Source organism: Pandoraea sp. E26, assembly GCF_000681415.1.
In the GTDB taxonomy this organism is placed as follows: Bacteria; Pseudomonadota; Gammaproteobacteria; order Burkholderiales; family Burkholderiaceae; genus Pandoraea; species Pandoraea pnomenusa.
On the sequence record NZ_AYXJ01000015.1, the window covers coordinates 60,238 to 79,899 of the forward strand.

Sequence of the window (19,662 nt, forward strand, 5' to 3'; positions counted from 1 at the left end):
GTTGCGTCTCCCCAAAAATATTTGTAACCGTTCGGGCGGCCGTCAGGCGCGCGCGGGCACAGCGCGCGCTCAGTCCTCGCTCAGTTCTCGCTACGCCACGACGGCGCGCGTTTCTCGAGGAACGAACGCACGCCCTCGCGGCCTTCCTCCGACGCGCGGATCTTCGCAATGCGCTCCGCGGTGTCGGCGATCGCGCCGTCGTCGATGACGCGGCTCGCGAAGTCCTGCACGAGACGTTTGCATTCCTTCACCGCGTTGGGGCTGTTCTCGGCCAATGCCTTGGCCAGCGCCTGCACCGTGCCGTCGAGCGCGTCGGCGCTCACCACCTCATGCACGAGCCCGTGCCGCTGCGCCGTCGACGCCGCGAAGCGTTCGGCCGTCAGGAAGTAGCGGCGCGAGGCCTGCTCGCCCAATGCGCGAATGACATACGGCCCGATCGTCGCCGGAATCAGGCCGAGCTTTGCCTCCGACAGACAGAAATGCGCCGTGTCGACGGCGACGACGACGTCGGCCACGGCCGCCAGACCGACGCCCCCGGCGTATGCGTCGCCCTGCACGCGTGCGATCACCGGCTTCGGGCAGCGGTAGATGGTGTTGAGCATGACGGCAAGCGTCATGGCGTCGGCACGGTTCTCGGCGTCGGAGTAACCGGCCATCTTCTTCATCCAGTTCAGGTCGGCGCCGGCGCAGAAGGCGACACCTTCGGCCGCGAGCACGATGACGCGCACGTCGTCGTTCGTGGCGAGCGCGCGAAACGCGCCCGTGAGTTCTTCGATGACCGTCTCGTTGAACGCATTGCGAACGTCGGGACGATTGAGCGTGACGGTGGCGACATGCGCGTCGACGCCGAATTTGAGCGTGGCGAGATTCATGACGTGGAAATCCTCGAATGGCCGGGCGTGTCGATCGGGGCGATTACATGCGGAACAGGCCGAAGCGCGATTCCGGAATCGGCGCGTTCAGCGAGGCCGACAGGCCCAGTCCGAGCACCGTGCGCGTATCGGCCGGGTCGATCACGCCGTCGTCCCACAGGCGGGCGCTTGCGTAATACGGGTGCCCCTGACGCTCGTACTGGTCGCGGATCGGTTGCTTGAAGGCGTCTTCCTCCTCGGCGCTCCATTGACCGCCCTTGGCTTCGATGCCGTCGCGCTTGACCGTGGCGAGCACCGACGCGGCCTGCTCGCCGCCCATCACCGAGATACGGGCGTTCGGCCACATCCACAGGAAGCGGGGCGAGTATGCGCGACCGCACATGCCATAGTTGCCCGCACCGAACGAGCCACCGATGATCACGGTGAATTTCGGCACGTTGGCCGTGGCCACGGCCGTCACCATCTTGGCGCCGTGCTTGGCGATGCCTTCGTTCTCGTACTTGCGACCGACCATGAAGCCCGTGATGTTCTGCAGGAAGATCAGCGGGATCTTGCGCTGGCAGCAAAGCTCGATGAAGTGCGCGCCTTTCTGCGCCGACTCCGAGAACAGAATGCCGTTGTTCGCCACGATGCCGACCGGGTAGCCCCAAAGATGCGCGAAGCCGCACACGAGCGTGGTGCCGTAGCGTGCCTTGAACTCGTCGAACTCGGAGCCGTCGACCAGACGCGCGATCACTTCGCGCACGTCGAACGGCTTCTTCGTATCGGCGGGAATCACGCCGTACAGCTCGCGTGCGTCGTACTTCGGCTCGACCGGGGGGCGCACGGCGACGGTCGCGGGTTTGCGCCGGTTCAGGTTCGCCGCGATGTTGCGCGCGATGGCGAGCGCATGCGCGTCGTTCTGGGCGAAATGATCGGCCACGCCCGACAGGCGTGTGTGCACGTCGGCGCCGCCGAGGTCTTCCGCACTCACTTCCTCGCCGGTGGCGGCTTTCACCAGCGGCGGGCCGCCGAGGAAAATCGTGCCCTGTTCCTTGACGATGATCGACTCGTCGCTCATGGCGGGCACGTATGCGCCACCTGCCGTGCACGAGCCCATTACCACGGCGATCTGCGGAATGCCCTTCGCGGACATTTGCGCCTGGTTGTAGAAGATGCGTCCGAAGTGATCGCGATCGGGAAACACATCGTCCTGGTTCGGCAGGTTGGCCCCGCCCGAGTCGACCAGATAGATGCAGGGCAGATGGTTCTGCTCGGCGATCTCCTGTGCGCGCAGGTGCTTCTTGACCGTCATCGGGTAATAGGTGCCGCCCTTGACCGTGGCGTCGTTGCAAACGATCACGCATTCCTGGCCCGACACGCGGCCGATGCCGGTGATCACGCCCGCGCCCGGGGCGTCGTCGTGATACATGCCGATGGCGGCGAGCTGCGAGAGCTCGAGAAACGGCGAGCCCGGATCGAGCAGTTGTTGAACGCGCTCGCGCGGCAGCAGCTTGCCGCGGGCGATGTGCTTCTTGCGCGCGGCCTCGCCGCCGCCACCGGCCAGTTGCGCGATACGCGCGCGCAGGTCGTCGACCAGGGTCTGCATCGTGGCCGCGTTGCGTGCAAAGTCTTCGCCGCGCGGGTTGAGTTTGCTCTCGAGAATCGGCATGTGACGAAATCCGGTGGAGGGTGAGTTGTCGTGAATTGCGTGGCCTGGGCGATGCGAACCGTCGCGCGGACGGTTCGCGCGCGTCGTCAGTCGTACAGGTCGCCGTCGACGTAACGCCAGCGTCCGTCGTCGGTGCGCTCGAAGCGGCTGCGCTCGTGCAACCGGTGCGCGCGGCCGCCGACCTTGTAGCGGGCGACGAATTCGACTTCAGCGTGCGCGTCGTCGCGTTGCAGGTGCGCCTTGACCTGGAGGCCAAGCCATTGGGGTGCGTCGTCGAACTCGAGCGAGGCGGGGCGCGTGCGCACCGCCCAGGTGTCGAGCAGATACGCCGCGTCGTGGCGCACGAATGCCGTGTAGCGCGAGCGCATCAGCGCCTCGGCCGTGGGCGCGAGGTCGCCTCGTTCGAGATAGCGTGCGCAACAGTCGTCGAACGCGAGACCGCCGCAGGGGCAGGCTTCGCGTCCGGTGTCCTGTGTCGTGTTGTCGCGCGACGGTTGGGGTCTTGCCATGATGTTGTCTTGCCTTGTTGTCAGAGCTTGCCGTGCTTCAGGCAGGCCTCGACCTGTGCGAAGCGGTCGAACCCCCAGAACGGCTCGCCGTCCACGATGACGAACGGCGAACCGAACACGCCGCGCGCCATCGCCAGGTCGATCTCGGCCTTGAGATGATCCTTCGCCGCCGGGGAATGCATGCCCGCGTCGAGTGCCGCGCCGTCGATGCCCAGCGACTCGCCGATCCGCACCAGTTCCGCCGGATCGCCGATGTTCACGTCGTCGACATACAACGCCGTGAAGATCGACTTGGCAAACTCCGCGGACAGGTCGCCGCCGCGATGGTCCTGCACCCAAAGCACGGCGCGCTCGGCCGCCTGGGTGGGAATCGGGAAATGCGTCGGGCGCTTGTACGGAATCTTGTGAAAGCGCGCGGTGCGCTCCACATCGTGCCGCAGATACTCGGTCTTGATCGGATGCTGCACCGGCGCCCCCGTGCCGTTCACCTTGTAGACGATGTCGAGCAGGATCGGATGCCACGCGACACCGCGCCCGTTCTTCGAGGCGATGTCATCGATGCAGGTACTCGCAAAATACCCATACGGGGATGCGAAGTCGAAATAAAAGTCGATAGCGGACGTCATGCTGGCTCCCGTTCCGAGTGACGTTTCTGGCCCGCGAATCAAAAGATACGGCGGTGTGGCACCACTGATACATACAGCTTGTTATTCGGTTGTGCGCCGGGCCATGTTCGCCCGGTCGCCACCCATCCATGTTTCGTCGATGCAATCCTTGCCGCCCGCCCGCCCGGCTTACCAGGCGAGCGCGTTGCCGTCGTAGTTGAAGAAGCCGCCGTTGTGCGTCGCACGCTCGCCCGGTGCACGGGTGAGTACGCGGCGCATGCCGGCGACGCTCGTCTGCACGTCGATATCGGCGTGCTCGCCGCCCATGTCGGTGCGGACCCAGCCGGGGTGCATGGCCACGCATGTGGCGCGCTGTGCTTCGAGCGACGTCGCCTTCACGATCGAATTCACGGCCGCCTTGCTGGCGCGATACAGCCAGCTGCCGTTCGATTCCATGAGCGCCATGCTGCCCATGCGACTCGACAGGAAACCGAAGGCGCCGCCGGCCGCCTCGACCAGCGGAAGCACGAGCGGCGCGGCATGCATGGCGCCGAGCACGTTCGTGTGAAACACGCGGTCGAATTCCGCCGTCGTAACCGGCGCGAGGCCCGCGGTGCGCTCGGAATTCACGCCCGCGTTGTAGACCGCAACGTCGAGTGCCACGCCGTCCAGTTGCCAGGACAGGCCGGAGATCGATTCGATACGCGTGACGTCGAGCCTGAGCGGCTCGGCGCCGAGTTCGCGCAGGGCCGCCAGTCCGTCGTCGTTGCGGGCGGTGGCGAACACGCGCCAGCCGTCTTCCCGGTATTGCCGCACGAACTCCATGCCGATGCCGCGCGAGGCGCCGATGATGAGTGCTGTTTTCATGAAGAGTGGGTTCCGAAGAGGCTTGAGAGACCCGTCACCGGGCTCAGACGAGTTCGATGGCCATCGCCGTCGCTTCGCCGCCACCGATGCACAGGCTGGCCACGCCGCGCTTGCCGCCGGTCTTGCGCAACGCGCCGATCAGCGTCACGAGAATGCGCGCACCGGACGCGCCGATGGGGTGGCCGAGCGCGCACGCGCCGCCATGAATGTTGACCTTCTCGTGCGGCAGGTCGAACTCGTGCATCGCGGCCATCGTGACGACGGCGAAGGCTTCGTTGATTTCGTACAGATCGACGTCGTTCGCCGACCAGCCGGTCTTCTCGAAGAGCTTGCGCATCGCACCGACCGGTGCGGTGGTGAACAGGCCCGGTGCCTGGGCGAACGTGCTGTGTCCGGCGATGCGCGCGAGCGGCGCGAGTCCGAGACGTTTGGCCGTCGACTCGCGCATGAGCACCAGCGCGGCGGCGCCGTCGGAGATCGAGGACGAATTCGCGGCCGTGACCGTGCCGTCCTTGCGGAATGCCGCCTTGAGCGTGGGAATCTTCTCGGGGTTGGCCTTGAACGGTTGTTCGTCCTGGTCGACGACGGTGTCGCCCTTGCGGCCGGGTACCGTGACGGGTGTGATCTCCCACGCGAACGAGCCGTCCTTCGTGGCGTTTTGCGCACGCTCGAGTGAGGCGATCGCGAACGCGTCCTGCGCTTCGCGGGTAAAGGCGTAGCGGTCGGCGCATTCTTCGGCGAAGGTCCCCATCAGACGCCCCTTGTCGTAGGCGTCTTCCAGACCGTCGAAGAACATGTGATCGATGACCTGGCCGTGACCCATGCGCATGCCGGCGCGCGCCTTGGGCAACAGGTACGGCGCATTGCTCATGCTCTCCATACCGCCCGCGACGATCACGTCGACGCTGCCGGCCACGAGCATGTCGTGCGCGAACATCGCGGCGCGCATGCCCGAACCGCACATCTTGTTGACCGTGGTGGCGCCGGCCGCAAGCGGCAGACCGGCGCCGAGCGTGGCCTGACGCGCCGGGGCCTGGCCCTGCCCGGCGGGCAGCACGCATCCCATGACGACTTCGTCGACCTGCTCAGGCTTGAGGCCGGCACGCTCGACGGCCGCGCGAATGGCGGCGGCACCGAGTTGCGGGGCGGCGACGTCGCCGAACACCCCTTGCAGGCCGCCCATCGGCGTGCGGGCGGCGGAAACGATGACGATCGGGTCCTGTTGCATGGCAATCTCCTGTAATCGGTGGCGGCCCCGGCGAGCCCGCCTCGCGGCGGATTCAGCGGCACCGGAATATCCAATGCTTCAATCGCTCCATCGTCCACGCGCCCGATCGCGGAACATCCCCGGGCGAGTCCGGCGTGCGCCGGACAGCGTCCGCCGTTCAGGCGCGCGGTTGACGTAATTCGGCCATCGCGGCCACGCAGCGGTCATAGATCCGCGGCAGGCTCTCGAGGCTGTTGACGGACATGCGCAGGTCCCGCACCAGCCCGTCGCGCAGGCCGTACACCCAGCCATGCACCGTGACCGGCTGATTGCGTGCCCAGGCGTCGCGCAGTACCGTCGTATGGCAAATGTTGACGACCTGTTCGATGGCATTGAGCTCGCACAGGCGGTCGTGGCGCGCGTCGCGCGAGGGCAGCGCGTCGATCTGGTCGACGTGGCGCTCGTAGACGTCGCGCACATGCCGCAGCCAGTTGTCGACCAGGCCCATCCTCTCGCCGTCGAGTGCCGCGCCCACGCCACCGCAGCCGTAGTGGCCGACTACCATGATGTGGCGAACCTTCAGCACCTCGACCGCGAACTGCAACACCGACAGGCAGTTGAGATCGCTGTGGACCACCACGTTGGCGATATTGCGGTGCACGAATACCTCGCCCGGCGCCAGGCCCGTGATCTGGTTCGCGGGCACGCGCGAGTCGGAGCAGCCGATCCAGAGATATTCGGGGGCCTGTTGCTTGGACAGCCGCTCGAAGAACGCGGGGTCTTCCGCGTTCACGCCGGCAACCCAGGCGCGGTTGTTGTCGAGCAGGTGGATGAGAGGCTGGTCTTTGTCTTCGGTCATGATCGTGTCATCCGGCGGGCGTGTCGTGGGCTGGGAGACGTCGGGCGCTCAAGCGGCCACCGCGTGGGGCGGGGCGCTTGCGGCACCGCTCGCGGTGCCGTAGCGATTGACGAAACGCAGCGCGACATCGTACGGATAGAAGTCGTGCATCTGTCCGGCCCGTACCCGGTCCTGAAAGTCCTGCCACAGGCGCGGGTCGAAGAAATCCGGATGATGCTGGCTCAGATAGTGACGCACGCGCGTGTCGCCCGTCAGAAACGTTTCGAACGTCTGCGGAAACACGTCGTGCGGGCCTACACGGTACCAGACTTCCCCCGACATCGCCTCTTCTTCGTTACGGGGCTCGGGCACCCGGCGGATGTGGCAATCCGTCAGGTATTCGAGCTCGTCGTAGTCGTAGAAAACCACCCGGCCGTGACGCGTCACGCCGAAATTCTTGTACAGCATGTCTCCCGGAAAGATGTTCGCCGCCATCAGTTCCTTGACCGCGTTGCCATACTCGCGCATGGCGTGATCGACCTGGGCGTCGGTGGCCGTTTGCAGCCAGAGGTTGAGCGGCGTCATGCGGCGCTCGATATAGCAATGGCGAATCACGAGCGCGTCGCCGTCGTATTCGAGCAGCGAGGGTACTTCGGCCTGGAGTTCGGCGAGCAGGGCGTCGTCGAAGCGCGAGAGCGGGAAGGCCACGCTCGAGAACTCCAGCGTGTCGGCCATGCGGCCCACGCGATCATGCTGCTTGACCATCAGGTACTTCGCCTTGACCTGCTCGCGCGTGGTTTCCTTGGGCGGCGCGAAGCGCTCGCGAATCAGCTTGAACACGTACGGATACGACGGCAGCGTGAACACGAGCATCACCAGCCCGCGAATGCCGGGCGCGCTGACGAACTTGTCGCTCGAATGCTTCAGGTGATGCAGGAAGTCGCGGTAGAACAGGTTCTTGCCATGCTTTTGCAGGCCCACGGACGTGTAGATCTCGGCCTTGGGCTTGCCCGGCATGATCGTGCGCAGAAAGTGCACGTAGGCCGACGGCACTTCCATGTCGACCATGAAGTAGGCGTGCGTGAAGCTGAATACCACCCGCAATGCGTCGCGGCGCAGCAGCGCGGCGTCGAGCGCCAGCTTGCCGTTATCGTCGTGCATGATCGAGATGGCCAGCGGCGTGGTCGTGTCGCCGTTCACGATACGGCCGACGATGTAGGCCGCCTTGTTGCGGAAGAACAGCGACGAGAGCACGTGAATCTGGAAATTCGGTGCGGGCTCGAACGCGCCGAGCGTCTCGTCGATGGCGCGCATCACGTAGTCGATGTCGCGCGGCAGATCGGCGAATGCCCGCCGGAGCTGGAAGTTCGTGACGATGCGCGTGAGCGTGGCGACCATCCCGTCCTGCGCCGGGTAGTAGACGCGGTACGTCGGCCTGGCGGCCGGCGCGTCGTTCTCGATGTACTCCGTCGCCACGGCCGGGCGCACGAAGATGAAGCGGTTGTTGAAGTACGAGCGGTGAAGGATCTTGCAGCACACCGAGTTGAAGAACGTCTCGGCCAGTTCGGGTTGACGATGCTCGGTGAGCAGGCCGATGTAGTGCAGCTTCACCTGCTGCCAGACGTCGTCGTCGAGCGACTGGGCGTCGAACTCGTCTTCCAGCGTGACGACGCATTCGCGCACGCGCTCGTCGTAATAGGCGATGCGATCGCGCTGGAGTTTCTGGATGCCCATGAAGTCACCCGCCTCGAAACACGCCTGCGCCGCGACACACACCTCGCGGAAAATGCGGTAATGCTTGTCGAAGCCGTCCAGCATCGTGCGGGCGACGTCGAAAGCAAACTGCGACGACAGGAGTTTCGGGAAGTGATTCATACCGGTCGGGACGGGCGCAGGTGCGTTTTCCTTGCTGTCTGAGTGGATTGTAGCGCCGCTGCCCGCGCCTGGATGTGGGTCGTTTTCCTGTGGTCGTTCGCCTGCTTACATCGTTTCCGCGAACAGTTCGCGGCCGATCAGCATGCGGCGGATCTCGGACGTGCCGGCGCCGATCTCGTAGAGCTTGGCGTCGCGCCACAGGCGGCCGACCGGGTATTCGTTAATGTAGCCGTTGCCGCCCAGGATCTGGATGGCCTCGCCGGCCATCCACGTGGCCTTTTCCGCGGTGTAGAGAATCACGCCCGCGCAGTCCTTGCGCACCTGGCGCACGTGGTCGCTGCCCAGCGAGTCCAGCTGGCGGCCCACGGCATAAAGGTACGCCCGGCTGGCCTGCAGGATCGTATACATGTCGGCGACCTTGCCCTGAATGAGCTGGAATTCACCGATCGACTGGCCGAACTGCTTGCGGTCGTGGATATACGGCACGACCACGTCCATGGCTGCCTGCATGATCCCCAGCGGACCGCCGGCGAGCACGGCGCGCTCGTAGTCCAGCCCGCTCATGAGCACCTTCACGCCGCCGCCGACCTGGCCCAGCACGTTCTCCTCGGGCACTTCCACGTTCTCGAACACCAGCTCGCCCGTGTGCGAGCCGCGCATGCCGAGCTTGTCGAGCTTTTGCGCCACGGAGAAGCCCTTCATGCCCTTTTCGACGAGGAAGGCCGTCATGCCGCGTGCGCCCGCTTCCGGATCGGTCTTGCCATAGACGACCAGCGTGTCGCAGTCAGGGCCGTTGGTGATCCACATCTTGGTGCCGTTGAGCACGTAGCGGTCGCCGCGCTTCTCGGCACGCAGCTTCATGCTCACGACATCCGAGCCGGCATTGGGCTCGCTCATCGCCAGCGCGCCGACGTGTTCGCCGGACACCAGCTTCGGCAGGTACTTCTCTTTCTGTGCGGCCGTGCCGTTGCGATGGATCTGGTTGACGCACAGGTTCGAGTGCGCGCCGTACGACAGGCCGATCGAGGCCGACGCGCGCGAGATCTCCTCCATCGCGATCATGTGCGCCAGGTAGCCCATGTTCGCGCCGCCGTACGCCTCCGAGACGGTCATGCCGAGCACGCCGAGATCGCCCATCTTGCGCCACAGATCCATCGGGAACTGGTCGGTGCGGTCGACTTCGGCGGCGCGCGGCGCGATTTCCTTCGCGGCGAAGTTCGCCACCGATTCGCGCAGCATGTCGAGGTCTTCGCCAAGCATGAAGTTGAGGCCGGGCAACAGGGTCATGACACAGTCTCCAGAGGGTGGCGCGTGGCGGCTCGCCCGCGCGCGTGTTCGATAAGGCTTCGAAATCGTTGAGTGGGTCGCTTCGATTGCGTCGACGGCGCAATGGCGTGCGCGCGTGGCTCAGCGCGCTGCGACGGGCGCCTTGGCCGCCGGGTTCGCGGGCAGCGGGAACAGCGTTTGCTGCATCAGTGCGCAAAGCGTCCACTGGCCATCGTCGATGACGAACAGTTCGGCGGTGGTGACGATGAGCGAGCGTCCGGCTTTGACGACCTGACCGCGTCCGATCAGTGTATCCCCCCTGCCGGGCGCCAGAATGTTCAATTTGTATTCGGCCGTGACCAGCTCCTGCTCCGGCGACAGGCGCGTGTAGCCCGCGTAGCCGCCCGCCGAATCGGCGATGGCGCCGATGACCCCGCCATGAAAGAAGCCATGCTGCTGATTGACCTTGTCCGAGAAGGGCAACGTGATCTCGCAGTGACCGTCAGCCAGGTGCGAAAGCCGCGCGCCCCAATGCGTCATGACGCCCTGTTGGTCGAAACTCGCGCGGATTTTCGCGGCGACGGCGTCGTCGAGCGGTGCGGCGTGGGAGACAGGGACGTTTGCCATGATCGGAAGGGGCGCGTCGAAAGGGCCAGGGTACCAGGTTCGAAGATACTACTTTACGTTTACGTAAACGTAAAGTAAGGGGTTTCCTGAGGGTGTCGTGGCTTCGGTATGGCCGCCCTGCGACTGGCCTGTCGCTTCGGGCGATGTCCGCCATCGTGACGTTGGCGGGCCTTGCGTGACGGACGGCGCCGGGCGCCGCCGTCGGAGGGGATCGATTCAGTGAGCGACGCTCGCCTTGCCGCGCCGGGCCGGTGTCGCGGGCACCGTCTCGCCCGCGGCTTCGAGCAGCGCGAGACACTGAGCTTCGTGCTGCGAGACTTCGTCGAGCGTGGCGTGAAGGTCTTCGAGTTGCTGCTCGAGTACCTCGCGATGCTGCGCAAGGGTGTCCAGGAACACTTTGAGTTGCGGCACCGTATCCTTGGGCGATTCGTAAAGATCGAGAATCGTCTTGATTTCCGAGAGCGTGAGCCCGAGGCGTTTGCCGCGAAGCGTGAGCTTCAGGCGTGTGCGATCCTGCCCGGTGTAGACGCGATGGCGTCCGCCGGGGCCCTCCCGGGCGGGCGTGAGCAGCCCCTGATCCTCGTAGAAACGGATCGCGCGGGGCGTAATGTCGAACTCGCGGGCGAGATCGGTGATCGTGTATGTGAGCATCGGGTTAAGCGGGTGCTTACCATTGCAGATAGAATTGCCGTTTACGTTAGCGTCAACTCGAACCGTATGCAATCGGTGACGGCGTCAACCCCACAACAAGAGAACAAGCCCTCTGGAGCGTGGCCCCCGTGAATGCCCTCGAACAACAACTGAACTATCCTCTCGGTGACTTTCTGCCTGACGGCGGCACGGTGCACGAAGTGGTGCCCGGCGTATTCTGGGTGCGCATGCCGCTGCCGTTCGTGCTCGATCACATCAACCTGTGGTTGCTGCGCGACGAAGTCGATGGCGTGAAAGGCTGGACCATCGTCGATTGCGGCATTACCCATCCGCAGATCAAAGCCTATTGGGAGCAGGTGTTCGACAGCGCGCTCGGCGGCGAGCCGGTGTTGCGCGTGGTGGTCACGCACTGTCATCCGGATCACCTGGGGCTTGCGCACTGGATCTGCAAGGGCGGCGACAAGGCCCGCTGGGACGCCCGTCTCGCCATGTCGCTGGGCGACTACGCATGGGGGCGTCTCATGTCGGAAGGCGACAACAACAACGCGGCGAACGCCGGCGGCGAATTCGCGGTGGCCCACTTCATTGCGCACGGGCTGGCCGACGAACGGATGATCGATCAGATCCGCAACCGCAAGACCTACTTCAGCGATCTCGTGCCGGAGGTGCCCTCGCGCTTCTACCGTTTGCGCGATGGCGGCACGCTGCGCATTGGCGGCAGCGACTGGCGGCTGATCGCCGGCTATGGACATTCACCCGAGCACATGGCGCTGTACTCGGCGCAGCACAACGTACTGATCTCCGGCGACATGGTGTTGCCGCGCATTTCGACCAACGTGAGTGTGTTCGACATCGAGCCGGAAGCGAATTCGCTGCAACTGTTCCTCGACTCGCTCGGTGTCTATCTCGAACTCCCCGCCGATTGCCTGGTGCTGCCCTCGCACGGCAGGCCATTTACCGGATTGCACACGCGCATCCGCCAATTGCGCGACCACCACGCGGCGCGATTGCAGGAAGTGCGCGACGCCTGCGCGCGTGCGCCGCAAAGCGCCGGTGACATCGTCCCGATCATGTTCCACCGCAAGCTCGATGCGCACCAGACGACGTTCGCCATGGGTGAAGCGCTCGCGCACCTTCACCTGCTGTGGCACGCGGGTGAACTCCGGCGCGCGCGTGACGAGAAGGGCGTCTGGCGCTTCAGCCCGGTCTGATTACCGCGCCGAGTCGAAAGCAAAAACGCCCCGCAGGCCGAAGCCCGCGGGGCGTTTTTGCCTGGTGTGACGCCGTCGGTGTCAGGCGTGTTGTGCCGCCGTCGGCAGGTGCCGTCCGTCGCGGCCGAGCAGGCCGTAGGTCACCAGGCTGATCGCCACGGTGAGCAGAATGTAATACGCGGGCGCGAGCGGATTCTGCGTCGCCTTGATCATGTACGTGATCCAGAACGGGGCTAGGCCACCGAACAGCATCACCGAGACGTTGTACAGAATCGAGACGCCCGTCGAGCGCACGCCGACCGGAAACACTTCCGTGACGGCCGTCGGGAACGCACCCCATACGAAACCCATGCACACGGCAGGCAGAATCTGGGCAAGCAGAAGGTTGCCCATCGACGGCGCGTTGTGCAGGCGCGTGAACATCCAGAACGACGTCAGGCCGTAGAGCAGCACGAACATCAGAATGAGCGGCTTGCGGCCCACGCGATCCGAGATCCAGCCGGTCAGCGGGCACAGTGCCGCGATGAGCATGGCGGCGACGAACGTCGACAGGCTGGCGGCGCCCTGAGTCAGGCCGAGTTGCTTGACGGCATAGATCGGCGTGTAGATGAGCGTGACATAGAACGACGTGGTTGCGGCCACGGTCAGGCCGAAGCCCGCGATGAGCGACCGGTAATGCTTCGAGAACACGTCGGCGAGCGGCGTGCGGCGCGTTGGCTCGCGTGCGGCGGCATATGCCAGGAATTCCGGCGACTCGGTCATGCGGCGACGAATGTAAAAGCCGACCGGCCCGATCAGAATCCCGAACAGGAACGGCAGACGCCAGCCCCACGATTCAAGGGCTTCTTTCGTGAGGCCCGTGTTGAGCACATAGGCGCACAGCCCGGCGAGCGCCACGGCCAGCGCCTGCGAGCACATCTGGAAGCTGCCGTAGAAGCCGCGCAGATGCGGCGGAGAAAACTCGATGAGCATGGCGGTCGAGCCGCCGAATTCCCCGCCGGCCGAGAAGCCCTGGATCACGCGCGCGAGCAGGATCAGCAGTGGCGCCGCGAAGCCAATGGTCGCGTATGTCGGCGCGATACCGATGAGCCCCGTGCCCAGCGCCATGAGCAGCACCATGACCGAGAGGGCGGACTTGCGGCCGGCGCGGTCGGCATACAAACCGAACGCCACGCCGCCAATGGGACGGAAGAAGAACGCCACGCCGAGCGAGGCCACGCTCGCAAGCAGCGAGTTCGTGTCGTTTTCCGCGGGGAAGAACAGCTTCGCGATGACAACGGCGAACAGCCCGTACACCGTGAAGTCGAACCATTCGAATGCATTGCCCAGCGTGGACCCGATCACTGCCTTGCGTCGCAGTGCAGGATCGATGACCGGCGCGCCGGTGGGGGTTGTCTGCATGTGCCTCTCCTGCGTGGTTGGGCCTGCCGCAGTCGGATCGGTACACGGCCCATGGGCCGTCGACACGCGTCCGCTCTTTGGCGGCAATGCCGGTTTAACGTCGTGTATACCTCATGCCAGTTGCACGCCCACTCTAGCGCAGGTTTGGAATGCACCACAACGGGTCAAAAATACCGCAGGATCTTGCGTCGAACAGCGGATTTTCCGCATGGAACGCCGGGACGGTGACGAACCTGAAGCTTTACCGTCGTTTCCGATGTCCTTTCCAGCGATAGTGCCGCTGGTCGACCCAGTCCCACGCGCCGGTGTACGGGTCGAACACGTAGCCGCCCTGATGCTCCGTGGTGTAGCACCCGCCCTTTTGCCGGTAGCAGCGCTCGCGCAGAAAGTGGGCGGTGTCGCGCGAACTGCGCGGCAGCGGCGGGGGCACCACGACGTACGGCGGGCTCAGCGGGGCGACTACCACAGGGGGCGGGGCGATGATGGTGGGCGCCGGCGTGACGATGCGCGGCGGCGGTGTCACGATCAGGGGCGCGGGCGCGACAGCGGCAGGGGGCGGGCTCACGTAGACGCCCGGTGGGCCAAATACTTGCCAGTTGCCGGCATCCAGTGCCGCACATCCGGCAAGCACCGGAAGGCTCGCGAGACATGCGAGCCATGCGAGGCGGTCGCGCGTACGGCAGCGCTTGCCGAGGTCCGCCTGCATCGCCGCATACCCATGCGGGACGGTGTTCGAGATGGCGCAAATACTGGCGGTGACGTGCCAAAGCGGTCCGGACGGGATGAGGGTGACGCCGCGCGGGGGGCAAGCGCGCGATGCGTCTTGCAGAGACAGGGCGTTCATGTGACATCGCGGGGTGGACGGAGCGAGGCACTCTAACGCGCAATGCCCGGTATCCCGATCGGTCGCGGCGCTTTTTGGGGGATGTCCGATTGGAATCTCGGAGCGAAGGGCGCACCGGATGAAGCGGTGAACCCAATGAAGCCGAGGAAGCAGGGCGCACCGGGATGGCGCGCCCATGCTCGGGGCGCGTCGTCCTAAGGCGTGTCGGACATCTTGCCTGTCGAGTCGTCCTTCGCGTTTTTCACGCCCTTCCCGGTCTTCTCGGCCTGCGAGGCGTCCGCCTGGAGCACCTCGGCCTCGCGGGCCTGACGTTGCGATAGCGTCGGCTTGCGCGGCGCCCGCGCGAAGAGCCTGTCATAGAGCCAGCGCGGCAGACGCCGCATCGCGCAGGCCACGATACCCATCTGCCAGGGCAGCACAACGAAGCGCTTGCCGCGTGCAATCGCCGCCGCGGCCTTTCGCGCGAACTTGTCCGCATCCATCAGGAAGGGCATCGGGAACGGGTTGCCGTCGGTCATCGGCGTACGGATGTAGCCCGGCGCGATCGTGACCACCGCGACCTTGTCGGCCCGCAGTTCGACGCGCAGGCTCTCCAGATAGGTCATCGCCGCCGCTTTCGAGGCGCTGTACGCACCATGACCCGGCAGACCGCGCACTCCCGCCACGCTGCCGATTCCCACGAGCGTGCCGCGCTTGCGCGCGCGCATGGGCGCCACGAACGGGCTGAAGGTGGCGACCATGGCCATCCAGTTGGTGTCCATGACGGACGCGAAATGCGGCAGATCCGCCGCATCTTCCGTATTCACGCCGTGGCTGATGCCCGCATTCGCAATGACGATATCCGGCACCCCGTGGCGCGCCATGAAGTCGCCCGCCGCCGCCCGCAGTGCCAGCGCATCGCGCACGTCGACAGCGTAGCAATGCACGGCGTGCGGATGCGGCAGCGTGGCTGCCAGATCGGCGAGCTTGTCGCCGCGTCGGCCGACCAGTCCGAGAATGGCGCCCTGCGCCGCGTAATGACGGGCGAGCGCCTCGCCCAACCCGCTCGAGGCGCCGGTGATGAAGACCTTCGGTGATGTCGTATGTGTGGCCATGTAACGCAAAAGCCCGGCCGGAGCCGGGCTTTGTCGGTGGCGAAGCTTACATCTTCTTCGCGCGGATCTGATTGATGATCGAGTCGGCCGTCTTCAGCGCCGCGTCGAACGTTTGCTGCTCGGTGGTCGCCGGCTTGCCGGCCTTTTGCAATGCGTCGCCCGAGGTTGCCGGCGAAACGAGATACTTGCCCTGGATCGCGATCGTCGGCACGCCGTCGATCTTGTAGTCCTGCCACGTCTTGTTGGCGATTTCCACGGGCGATTCCTTGCGCGCCATGGCCGGCTTGCCGGCGGCGTCGTACGCGGCGCCGTAGGCGGCCTTGTCGATGCCGAACTTCGAGAGGAAATCGGCCTGGGTATCCTTCGTCAGCAGATAGTTGTGCTTGACGTGGATCTCATTGAAGACCTTCGGCGTGAGCTCGGCTTCCTTGCCCAGCGCGGTCAGCGCGATGAACATGCGCGTATGCGGTTCGAAGCGGCTTTGGAAGGCCACGGGCACGCGCTTGAAAACGACATCCTTGCCTTGCTTCTTGACCCACGCTTCGAGCGACGGCTCCAGCGCATTGCAGTGCGGGCAGCCATACCAGAAGAACTCGGTCACCTCGATCTTGCCCGGGCCCGACGACGTCGGCTGTGCCTGCGGCAACACCAGGTAATCGGTCCCCGCGACCGGTGCTTCGGGCGACGCCGAGGCCGCGCCGGAGAGGAAACCGAAAGAAATCAGAACGGCACCAAGAAGTTTTTTCATGATCGTTATTGAGGAGTGAGGCGGACGCACCCGCCATCGTTGGCGTGGCATTCCCGCGAAACCATATCCCGAAGTCAGGCAATTGAATCGCCAGTGCGTATGACAGTCGATGCACTGCCGGGTTCAACACGCCGCCGACGCCGGTTCCCCCCGAATAATGCAGGGTTTTTCAACATCCTGCTCAGCCGACGGGAGATCGAACGGTGCAATGGGAAGAGACACAAAAGGCGTTGCCCTTTCGGTGCAACGCCTTTTGCCACGGGGCGCTTACTGCTTCGTGAAGCGAATCACCGCCGTGTCGTAGCCGCCGTCCTGCAACCGCTGACGCACGTGATTCATCTCGTCGAGCTTGCCGTACGGACCGAGGCGCACGCGATAGAGCGTGAGACCGTTCGCATCGCGCTGCGTGACCTTCGCCTCGAAGCCCGAGAGGGCCAGCTTGGCGCGCAGTTGCTCCGCGTCGCTTTGCGACTTGAACGCACCGACCTGCAGGTAGTAACCGGTGTTGGCGTTATCGGTCGCGCTCGCGGGCGGCGTGGTCGGCGGAGCGACGGGCACCGTCGACTTGCCGCTGAGGATATCCGCCGGTGACGGCTTCGTGTGGGCGGGCGACGTGGTCGGTGCGGTGGGCGAGGAGGCCACCGGCGGCGTGGTCGGCTCCACTGGCGTGCCCGGCACGAGCGGGGAGGTGGCCTGCGAGGACGGCTCCGTTGCCGCGGGCCCCGAAGCGGCGCCCGGTAGCGGCGTGCGCGGCTGCAATGACTTGTTCGGATCCGGCGCCTGGGCGGCCGGCGAATTCTCGGCGGGGCGCGGTGGCGTCTTTTCGACGAACGGGGTCGGCGTCTTCGTGATGTAGAGCGCGACGACGACGGCAACGGCCAGCCCGACGATCAGGCCGAGCACGATGCCCAGGAAAGTACCGCCCCGCTGGCGGGGTGGTCGACGTTTGTTTGCCATCGAGTCGATTCCGTCCTTACAGAGTTCCGATGCGATTGCCGTTCGGAGTGGGTTGGAAAGCTTACATCTTGGCCGGAGCGGACACGCCCAGCACGGCAAGACCGTTGCGCAGCACCTGACGCGTGGCCGCCAGCAACGCGAGTCGCGCATGCTTGACGGTTTCGTCGTCGACCAGCACGCGATCGGCGTTGTAGAACGAATGGAACGCGCTCGCCAGATCCCGCAGATAGAAGGCCACGGCGTGCGGCGCAAGTTCCTCGGCGGCGCGCGTGAGCATGTCCGGATACTCGGCCAGCAGTTGCAGCAGCGCGAGTGCGCGTTCGCTGTCGAGTGGCGCGAGGTCGGCATGCGCGAGTTGCGCTTCGTCGCCACCCCATTGCGTGAGGATCGAGCAGATGCGGGCGTGCGCATACTGCACGTAGTACACGGGGTTCTCGTCGTTCTGCTTGAGCGCGAGGTCCACGTCGAACACGAATTCGGTATCGGCCTTGCGCGAGATCAGGAAGAAGCGCACGGCGTCGCGGCCACGGCGCAGCGCGTCTTCACGCTGAACCGGGTCCGTGACCGGCGTTTCGGCCGTGATGCCGCCCGACCATTCGATGAGGTCGCGCACGGTCACGTAGCTGCCCGCGCGCTTGGAGATCTTCACCTCTTCGCCGTTGCGCATGACGGTGACCATCTTGTGCAGCACGTAGTCGGGATAGCCCTTCGGAATGCCAATGCCCAGCGCCTGCAGGCCGGCCCGTACGCGGGCGATGGTGCCGTGGTGGTCCGAGCCCTGCACGTTGATGACCTGGTGGAAGCCGCGCTCCCACTTGCGCGTGTGATAGGCGACGTCCGGCACGAAATACGTATAGGTGCCGTCGGACTTGCGCATCACGCGGTCCTTGTCGTCGCCGTAATCGGTCGTGCGCAGCCACAGCGCGCCTTCCTGTTCGTACGTCACTCCGGCGTCGACGAGCGCCTGCACCGTGCGCTCGACGCTGCCGTCCGCGTACAGCGACGATTCGAGGTAGTACTGATCGAAGATTACGCCGAATGTCTGCAGATCGATATCCTGCTCGCGACGCAGGTACGCCACGGCGAATGCGCGGATCGAGTCGATGTCCTCGATGTCGCCGCTGCCGGTGACGGGGGCGCCGTCGGATGCCTGGACGGTCTTGCGCGCGAGGAAGTCCTGCGCGATGTCGCCAATGTAGTCGCCGTTGTAGGCCGACTCGGGCCACTGGGCGTCGCCCGGCTTCAGGCCGCGGGCGCGGGCCTGCACCGACGTGGCGAGCGTCTGGATCTGCACACCCGCATCGTTGTAATAGAACTCGCGATGCACCGGGCGGCCCTGCGTGTCCAGCAGCGCCGAGATCGTGTCGCCGAGCGCGGCCTGCCGCCCGTGACCCACGTGCAGCGGACCGGTCGGATTGGCCGAGACGAACTCCACGAGCACCGGGGCGGCATTGCCTTCGACGGCGCGTCGGCCGAAGGTCGCGCCTTCGGTCAGGATCGCTCGGGCGACCGACTGCTTGGCCGTGTTGGCCAGACGCAGGTTGATGAAGCCGGGACCGGCGATCTCGACGGCGTCGACCAGACCCCCGGCGCGGGCGTCGGCGAGGATCGCGTCGGCGATCTTCTGCGCCAGTTCGCGCGGGTTGGCGCGCAGCGGCTTGGCGAGCTGCATCGCCACGTTGCAGGACAGGTCGCCGTGCGCGGCGACTTTCGGGCGTTCGAGCGAGATCGTGGGCGCGGCGGGCGCGGTACCGTCCGCGGGCATCAGGCCGGCGACGACATCGCCGATCAGCGCGACGAGAGCATTCTTTTGTGCGGGTAGCATTGGCGGGTGTTTCGGGGGCGACCGGACGTGTCCGGACAGGCAATTGAATCGTCAGCACCGGATTTTAACAGGTGTATGATGAAGTCACGGTACCCGCCGGTCCCCTCGTTGCGTGACATGTCGGGGACGGGGGTGGTGATAACTCGAACAGGGAGACAACCATGCTGGTAACGTTCAAGTCGCACGCCTCGCCAAATATCACGATGCTGGAAAATCTGGCGCAGTATTTGCTGGGAATCGTCGGCAAACAGGTGGGCGTAAGGGGCGCGATCGGCGACGACGAAACGGACGCCGCCGTCAAGAAGCTCGAAGCCGCCATTGCCGAAGACAAGGCCGTGGAACAGAAACAGAACGAAGGGAAGAAGTCCGAAGAGCGCGACGAGAACGATCGCGTTCGTCTGGCGCAACGCGCCTATCCGCTGCTCAACATGCTGCGCGAAGCCAAGAACGAAGGCTGTGCGGTGACGTGGGAGACGAGCGAGCGCTAAGCCGTCGGAATGTGCCCCGGCACAAAAGCAAGACGACACAAAAAAAGCAGGCCGCAAAACGCGGACCTGCTTTTTTTGTGTCGATGCCAGGAAGGGGCCGCCCCGGGCGAGGGGGAGGGTCTGAGC

The 19,662-nt window shown here is 65.3% G+C and carries 19 protein-coding genes; 2 read left to right on the forward strand and 17 right to left on the reverse strand.

Annotated features, from left to right (window positions below; translation table 11 throughout):
* Window positions 1–80 precede the first annotated feature (80 nt).
* The 11 genes from W930_RS0111130 to W930_RS0111180 all read right to left on the reverse strand — a co-directional run bounded on the left by W930_RS0111130 (window position 81) and on the right by W930_RS0111180 (window position 10,968).
* The gene (locus tag W930_RS0111130; protein ID WP_023597905.1) at window positions 81–872 is read right to left on the reverse strand and encodes an enoyl-CoA hydratase/isomerase family protein; all 792 of its coding nucleotides are present in this window, start codon (window positions 870–872) and stop codon (window positions 81–83) included.
* A 43-nt stretch (window positions 873–915) separates the two neighbouring features.
* Window positions 916–2,523: a carboxyl transferase domain-containing protein gene (locus W930_RS0111135; protein WP_023872903.1), complete on the reverse strand. Its 1,608-nt coding sequence runs from the start codon at window positions 2,521–2,523 to the stop codon at window positions 916–918.
* A gap of 86 nt (window positions 2,524–2,609) precedes the next feature.
* Window positions 2,610–3,032 carry a YchJ family protein gene (locus tag W930_RS0111140; RefSeq protein ID WP_023597903.1) on the reverse strand — a complete coding sequence of 141 codons (423 nt, stop codon included), beginning with the start codon at window positions 3,030–3,032 and terminating at the stop codon, window positions 2,610–2,612.
* 20 nt (window positions 3,033–3,052) lie between these two features.
* Window positions 3,053–3,658 (reverse strand): 2-hydroxychromene-2-carboxylate isomerase, encoded by a 606-nt coding sequence (locus tag W930_RS0111145; RefSeq protein ID WP_023872904.1) that lies wholly within the window; start codon window positions 3,656–3,658, stop codon window positions 3,053–3,055.
* Window positions 3,659–3,826: 168 nt separating this feature from the next.
* Complete coding sequence (locus W930_RS0111150) at window positions 3,827–4,504, reverse strand: SDR family oxidoreductase (RefSeq protein ID WP_023872905.1); 678 nt, start codon at window positions 4,502–4,504, stop codon at window positions 3,827–3,829.
* A gap of 43 nt (window positions 4,505–4,547) precedes the next feature.
* Complete coding sequence (locus W930_RS0111155) at window positions 4,548–5,732, reverse strand: acetyl-CoA C-acetyltransferase (RefSeq protein ID WP_023597900.1); 1,185 nt, start codon at window positions 5,730–5,732, stop codon at window positions 4,548–4,550.
* 157 nt (window positions 5,733–5,889) lie between these two features.
* Window positions 5,890–6,570, reverse strand: coding sequence for a carbonate dehydratase (gene can, locus W930_RS0111160; protein ID WP_023872907.1), 681 nt, complete (start codon window positions 6,568–6,570; stop codon window positions 5,890–5,892).
* 48 nt (window positions 6,571–6,618) lie between these two features.
* On the reverse strand, window positions 6,619–8,424 hold the full coding sequence (gene aceK, locus W930_RS0111165) for a bifunctional isocitrate dehydrogenase kinase/phosphatase (RefSeq protein ID WP_023597898.1): 1,806 nt from the start codon (window positions 8,422–8,424) through the stop codon (window positions 6,619–6,621).
* 105 nt (window positions 8,425–8,529) lie between these two features.
* Window positions 8,530–9,711, reverse strand: a complete 1,182-nt coding sequence (locus W930_RS0111170; protein WP_023597897.1) for an isovaleryl-CoA dehydrogenase — start codon at window positions 9,709–9,711, stop codon at window positions 8,530–8,532.
* A 120-nt stretch (window positions 9,712–9,831) separates the two neighbouring features.
* Window positions 9,832–10,317 carry a PaaI family thioesterase gene (locus W930_RS0111175; RefSeq protein WP_024788578.1) on the reverse strand — a complete coding sequence of 162 codons (486 nt, stop codon included), beginning with the start codon at window positions 10,315–10,317 and terminating at the stop codon, window positions 9,832–9,834.
* A gap of 216 nt (window positions 10,318–10,533) precedes the next feature.
* Window positions 10,534–10,968 (reverse strand): MerR family DNA-binding transcriptional regulator, encoded by a 435-nt coding sequence (locus W930_RS0111180; protein ID WP_023597895.1) that lies wholly within the window; start codon window positions 10,966–10,968, stop codon window positions 10,534–10,536.
* A 128-nt stretch (window positions 10,969–11,096) separates the two neighbouring features.
* Between W930_RS0111180 and W930_RS0111185 the strand changes: the two genes are divergently transcribed.
* Window positions 11,097–12,179 (forward strand): MBL fold metallo-hydrolase, encoded by a 1,083-nt coding sequence (locus W930_RS0111185; protein WP_023597894.1) that lies wholly within the window; start codon window positions 11,097–11,099, stop codon window positions 12,177–12,179.
* Between the two features lie 81 nt (window positions 12,180–12,260).
* Here W930_RS0111185 and W930_RS0111190 read toward each other — a convergent pair whose 3' ends face one another.
* The 6 genes from W930_RS0111190 to argS form a co-directional block, all read right to left on the reverse strand.
* Complete coding sequence (locus W930_RS0111190; protein ID WP_023872910.1) at window positions 12,261–13,580, reverse strand: MFS transporter; 1,320 nt, start codon at window positions 13,578–13,580, stop codon at window positions 12,261–12,263.
* A gap of 241 nt (window positions 13,581–13,821) precedes the next feature.
* On the reverse strand, window positions 13,822–14,424 hold the full coding sequence (locus tag W930_RS27055) for a hypothetical protein (RefSeq protein ID WP_023872912.1): 603 nt from the start codon (window positions 14,422–14,424) through the stop codon (window positions 13,822–13,824).
* Window positions 14,425–14,618: 194 nt separating this feature from the next.
* Entirely contained in the window at window positions 14,619–15,518 is a 900-nt protein-coding gene (locus W930_RS27060; RefSeq protein ID WP_023872913.1) for an SDR family oxidoreductase, read from the reverse strand.
* A gap of 46 nt (window positions 15,519–15,564) precedes the next feature.
* On the reverse strand, window positions 15,565–16,266 hold the full coding sequence (locus tag W930_RS0111205; protein ID WP_023597890.1) for a thiol:disulfide interchange protein DsbA/DsbL: 702 nt from the start codon (window positions 16,264–16,266) through the stop codon (window positions 15,565–15,567).
* Between the two features lie 267 nt (window positions 16,267–16,533).
* The gene (locus W930_RS0111210) at window positions 16,534–17,223 is read right to left on the reverse strand and encodes an SPOR domain-containing protein (RefSeq protein ID WP_023597889.1); all 690 of its coding nucleotides are present in this window, start codon (window positions 17,221–17,223) and stop codon (window positions 16,534–16,536) included.
* Window positions 17,224–17,284: 61 nt separating this feature from the next.
* Complete coding sequence (argS, locus tag W930_RS0111215) at window positions 17,285–19,048, reverse strand: arginine--tRNA ligase (protein ID WP_023597888.1); 1,764 nt, start codon at window positions 19,046–19,048, stop codon at window positions 17,285–17,287.
* 161 nt (window positions 19,049–19,209) lie between these two features.
* Between argS and W930_RS0111220 the strand changes: the two genes are divergently transcribed.
* Window positions 19,210–19,536 (forward strand): DUF1840 domain-containing protein, encoded by a 327-nt coding sequence (locus W930_RS0111220; protein ID WP_023597887.1) that lies wholly within the window; start codon window positions 19,210–19,212, stop codon window positions 19,534–19,536.
* Window positions 19,537–19,662 lie beyond the last annotated feature (126 nt).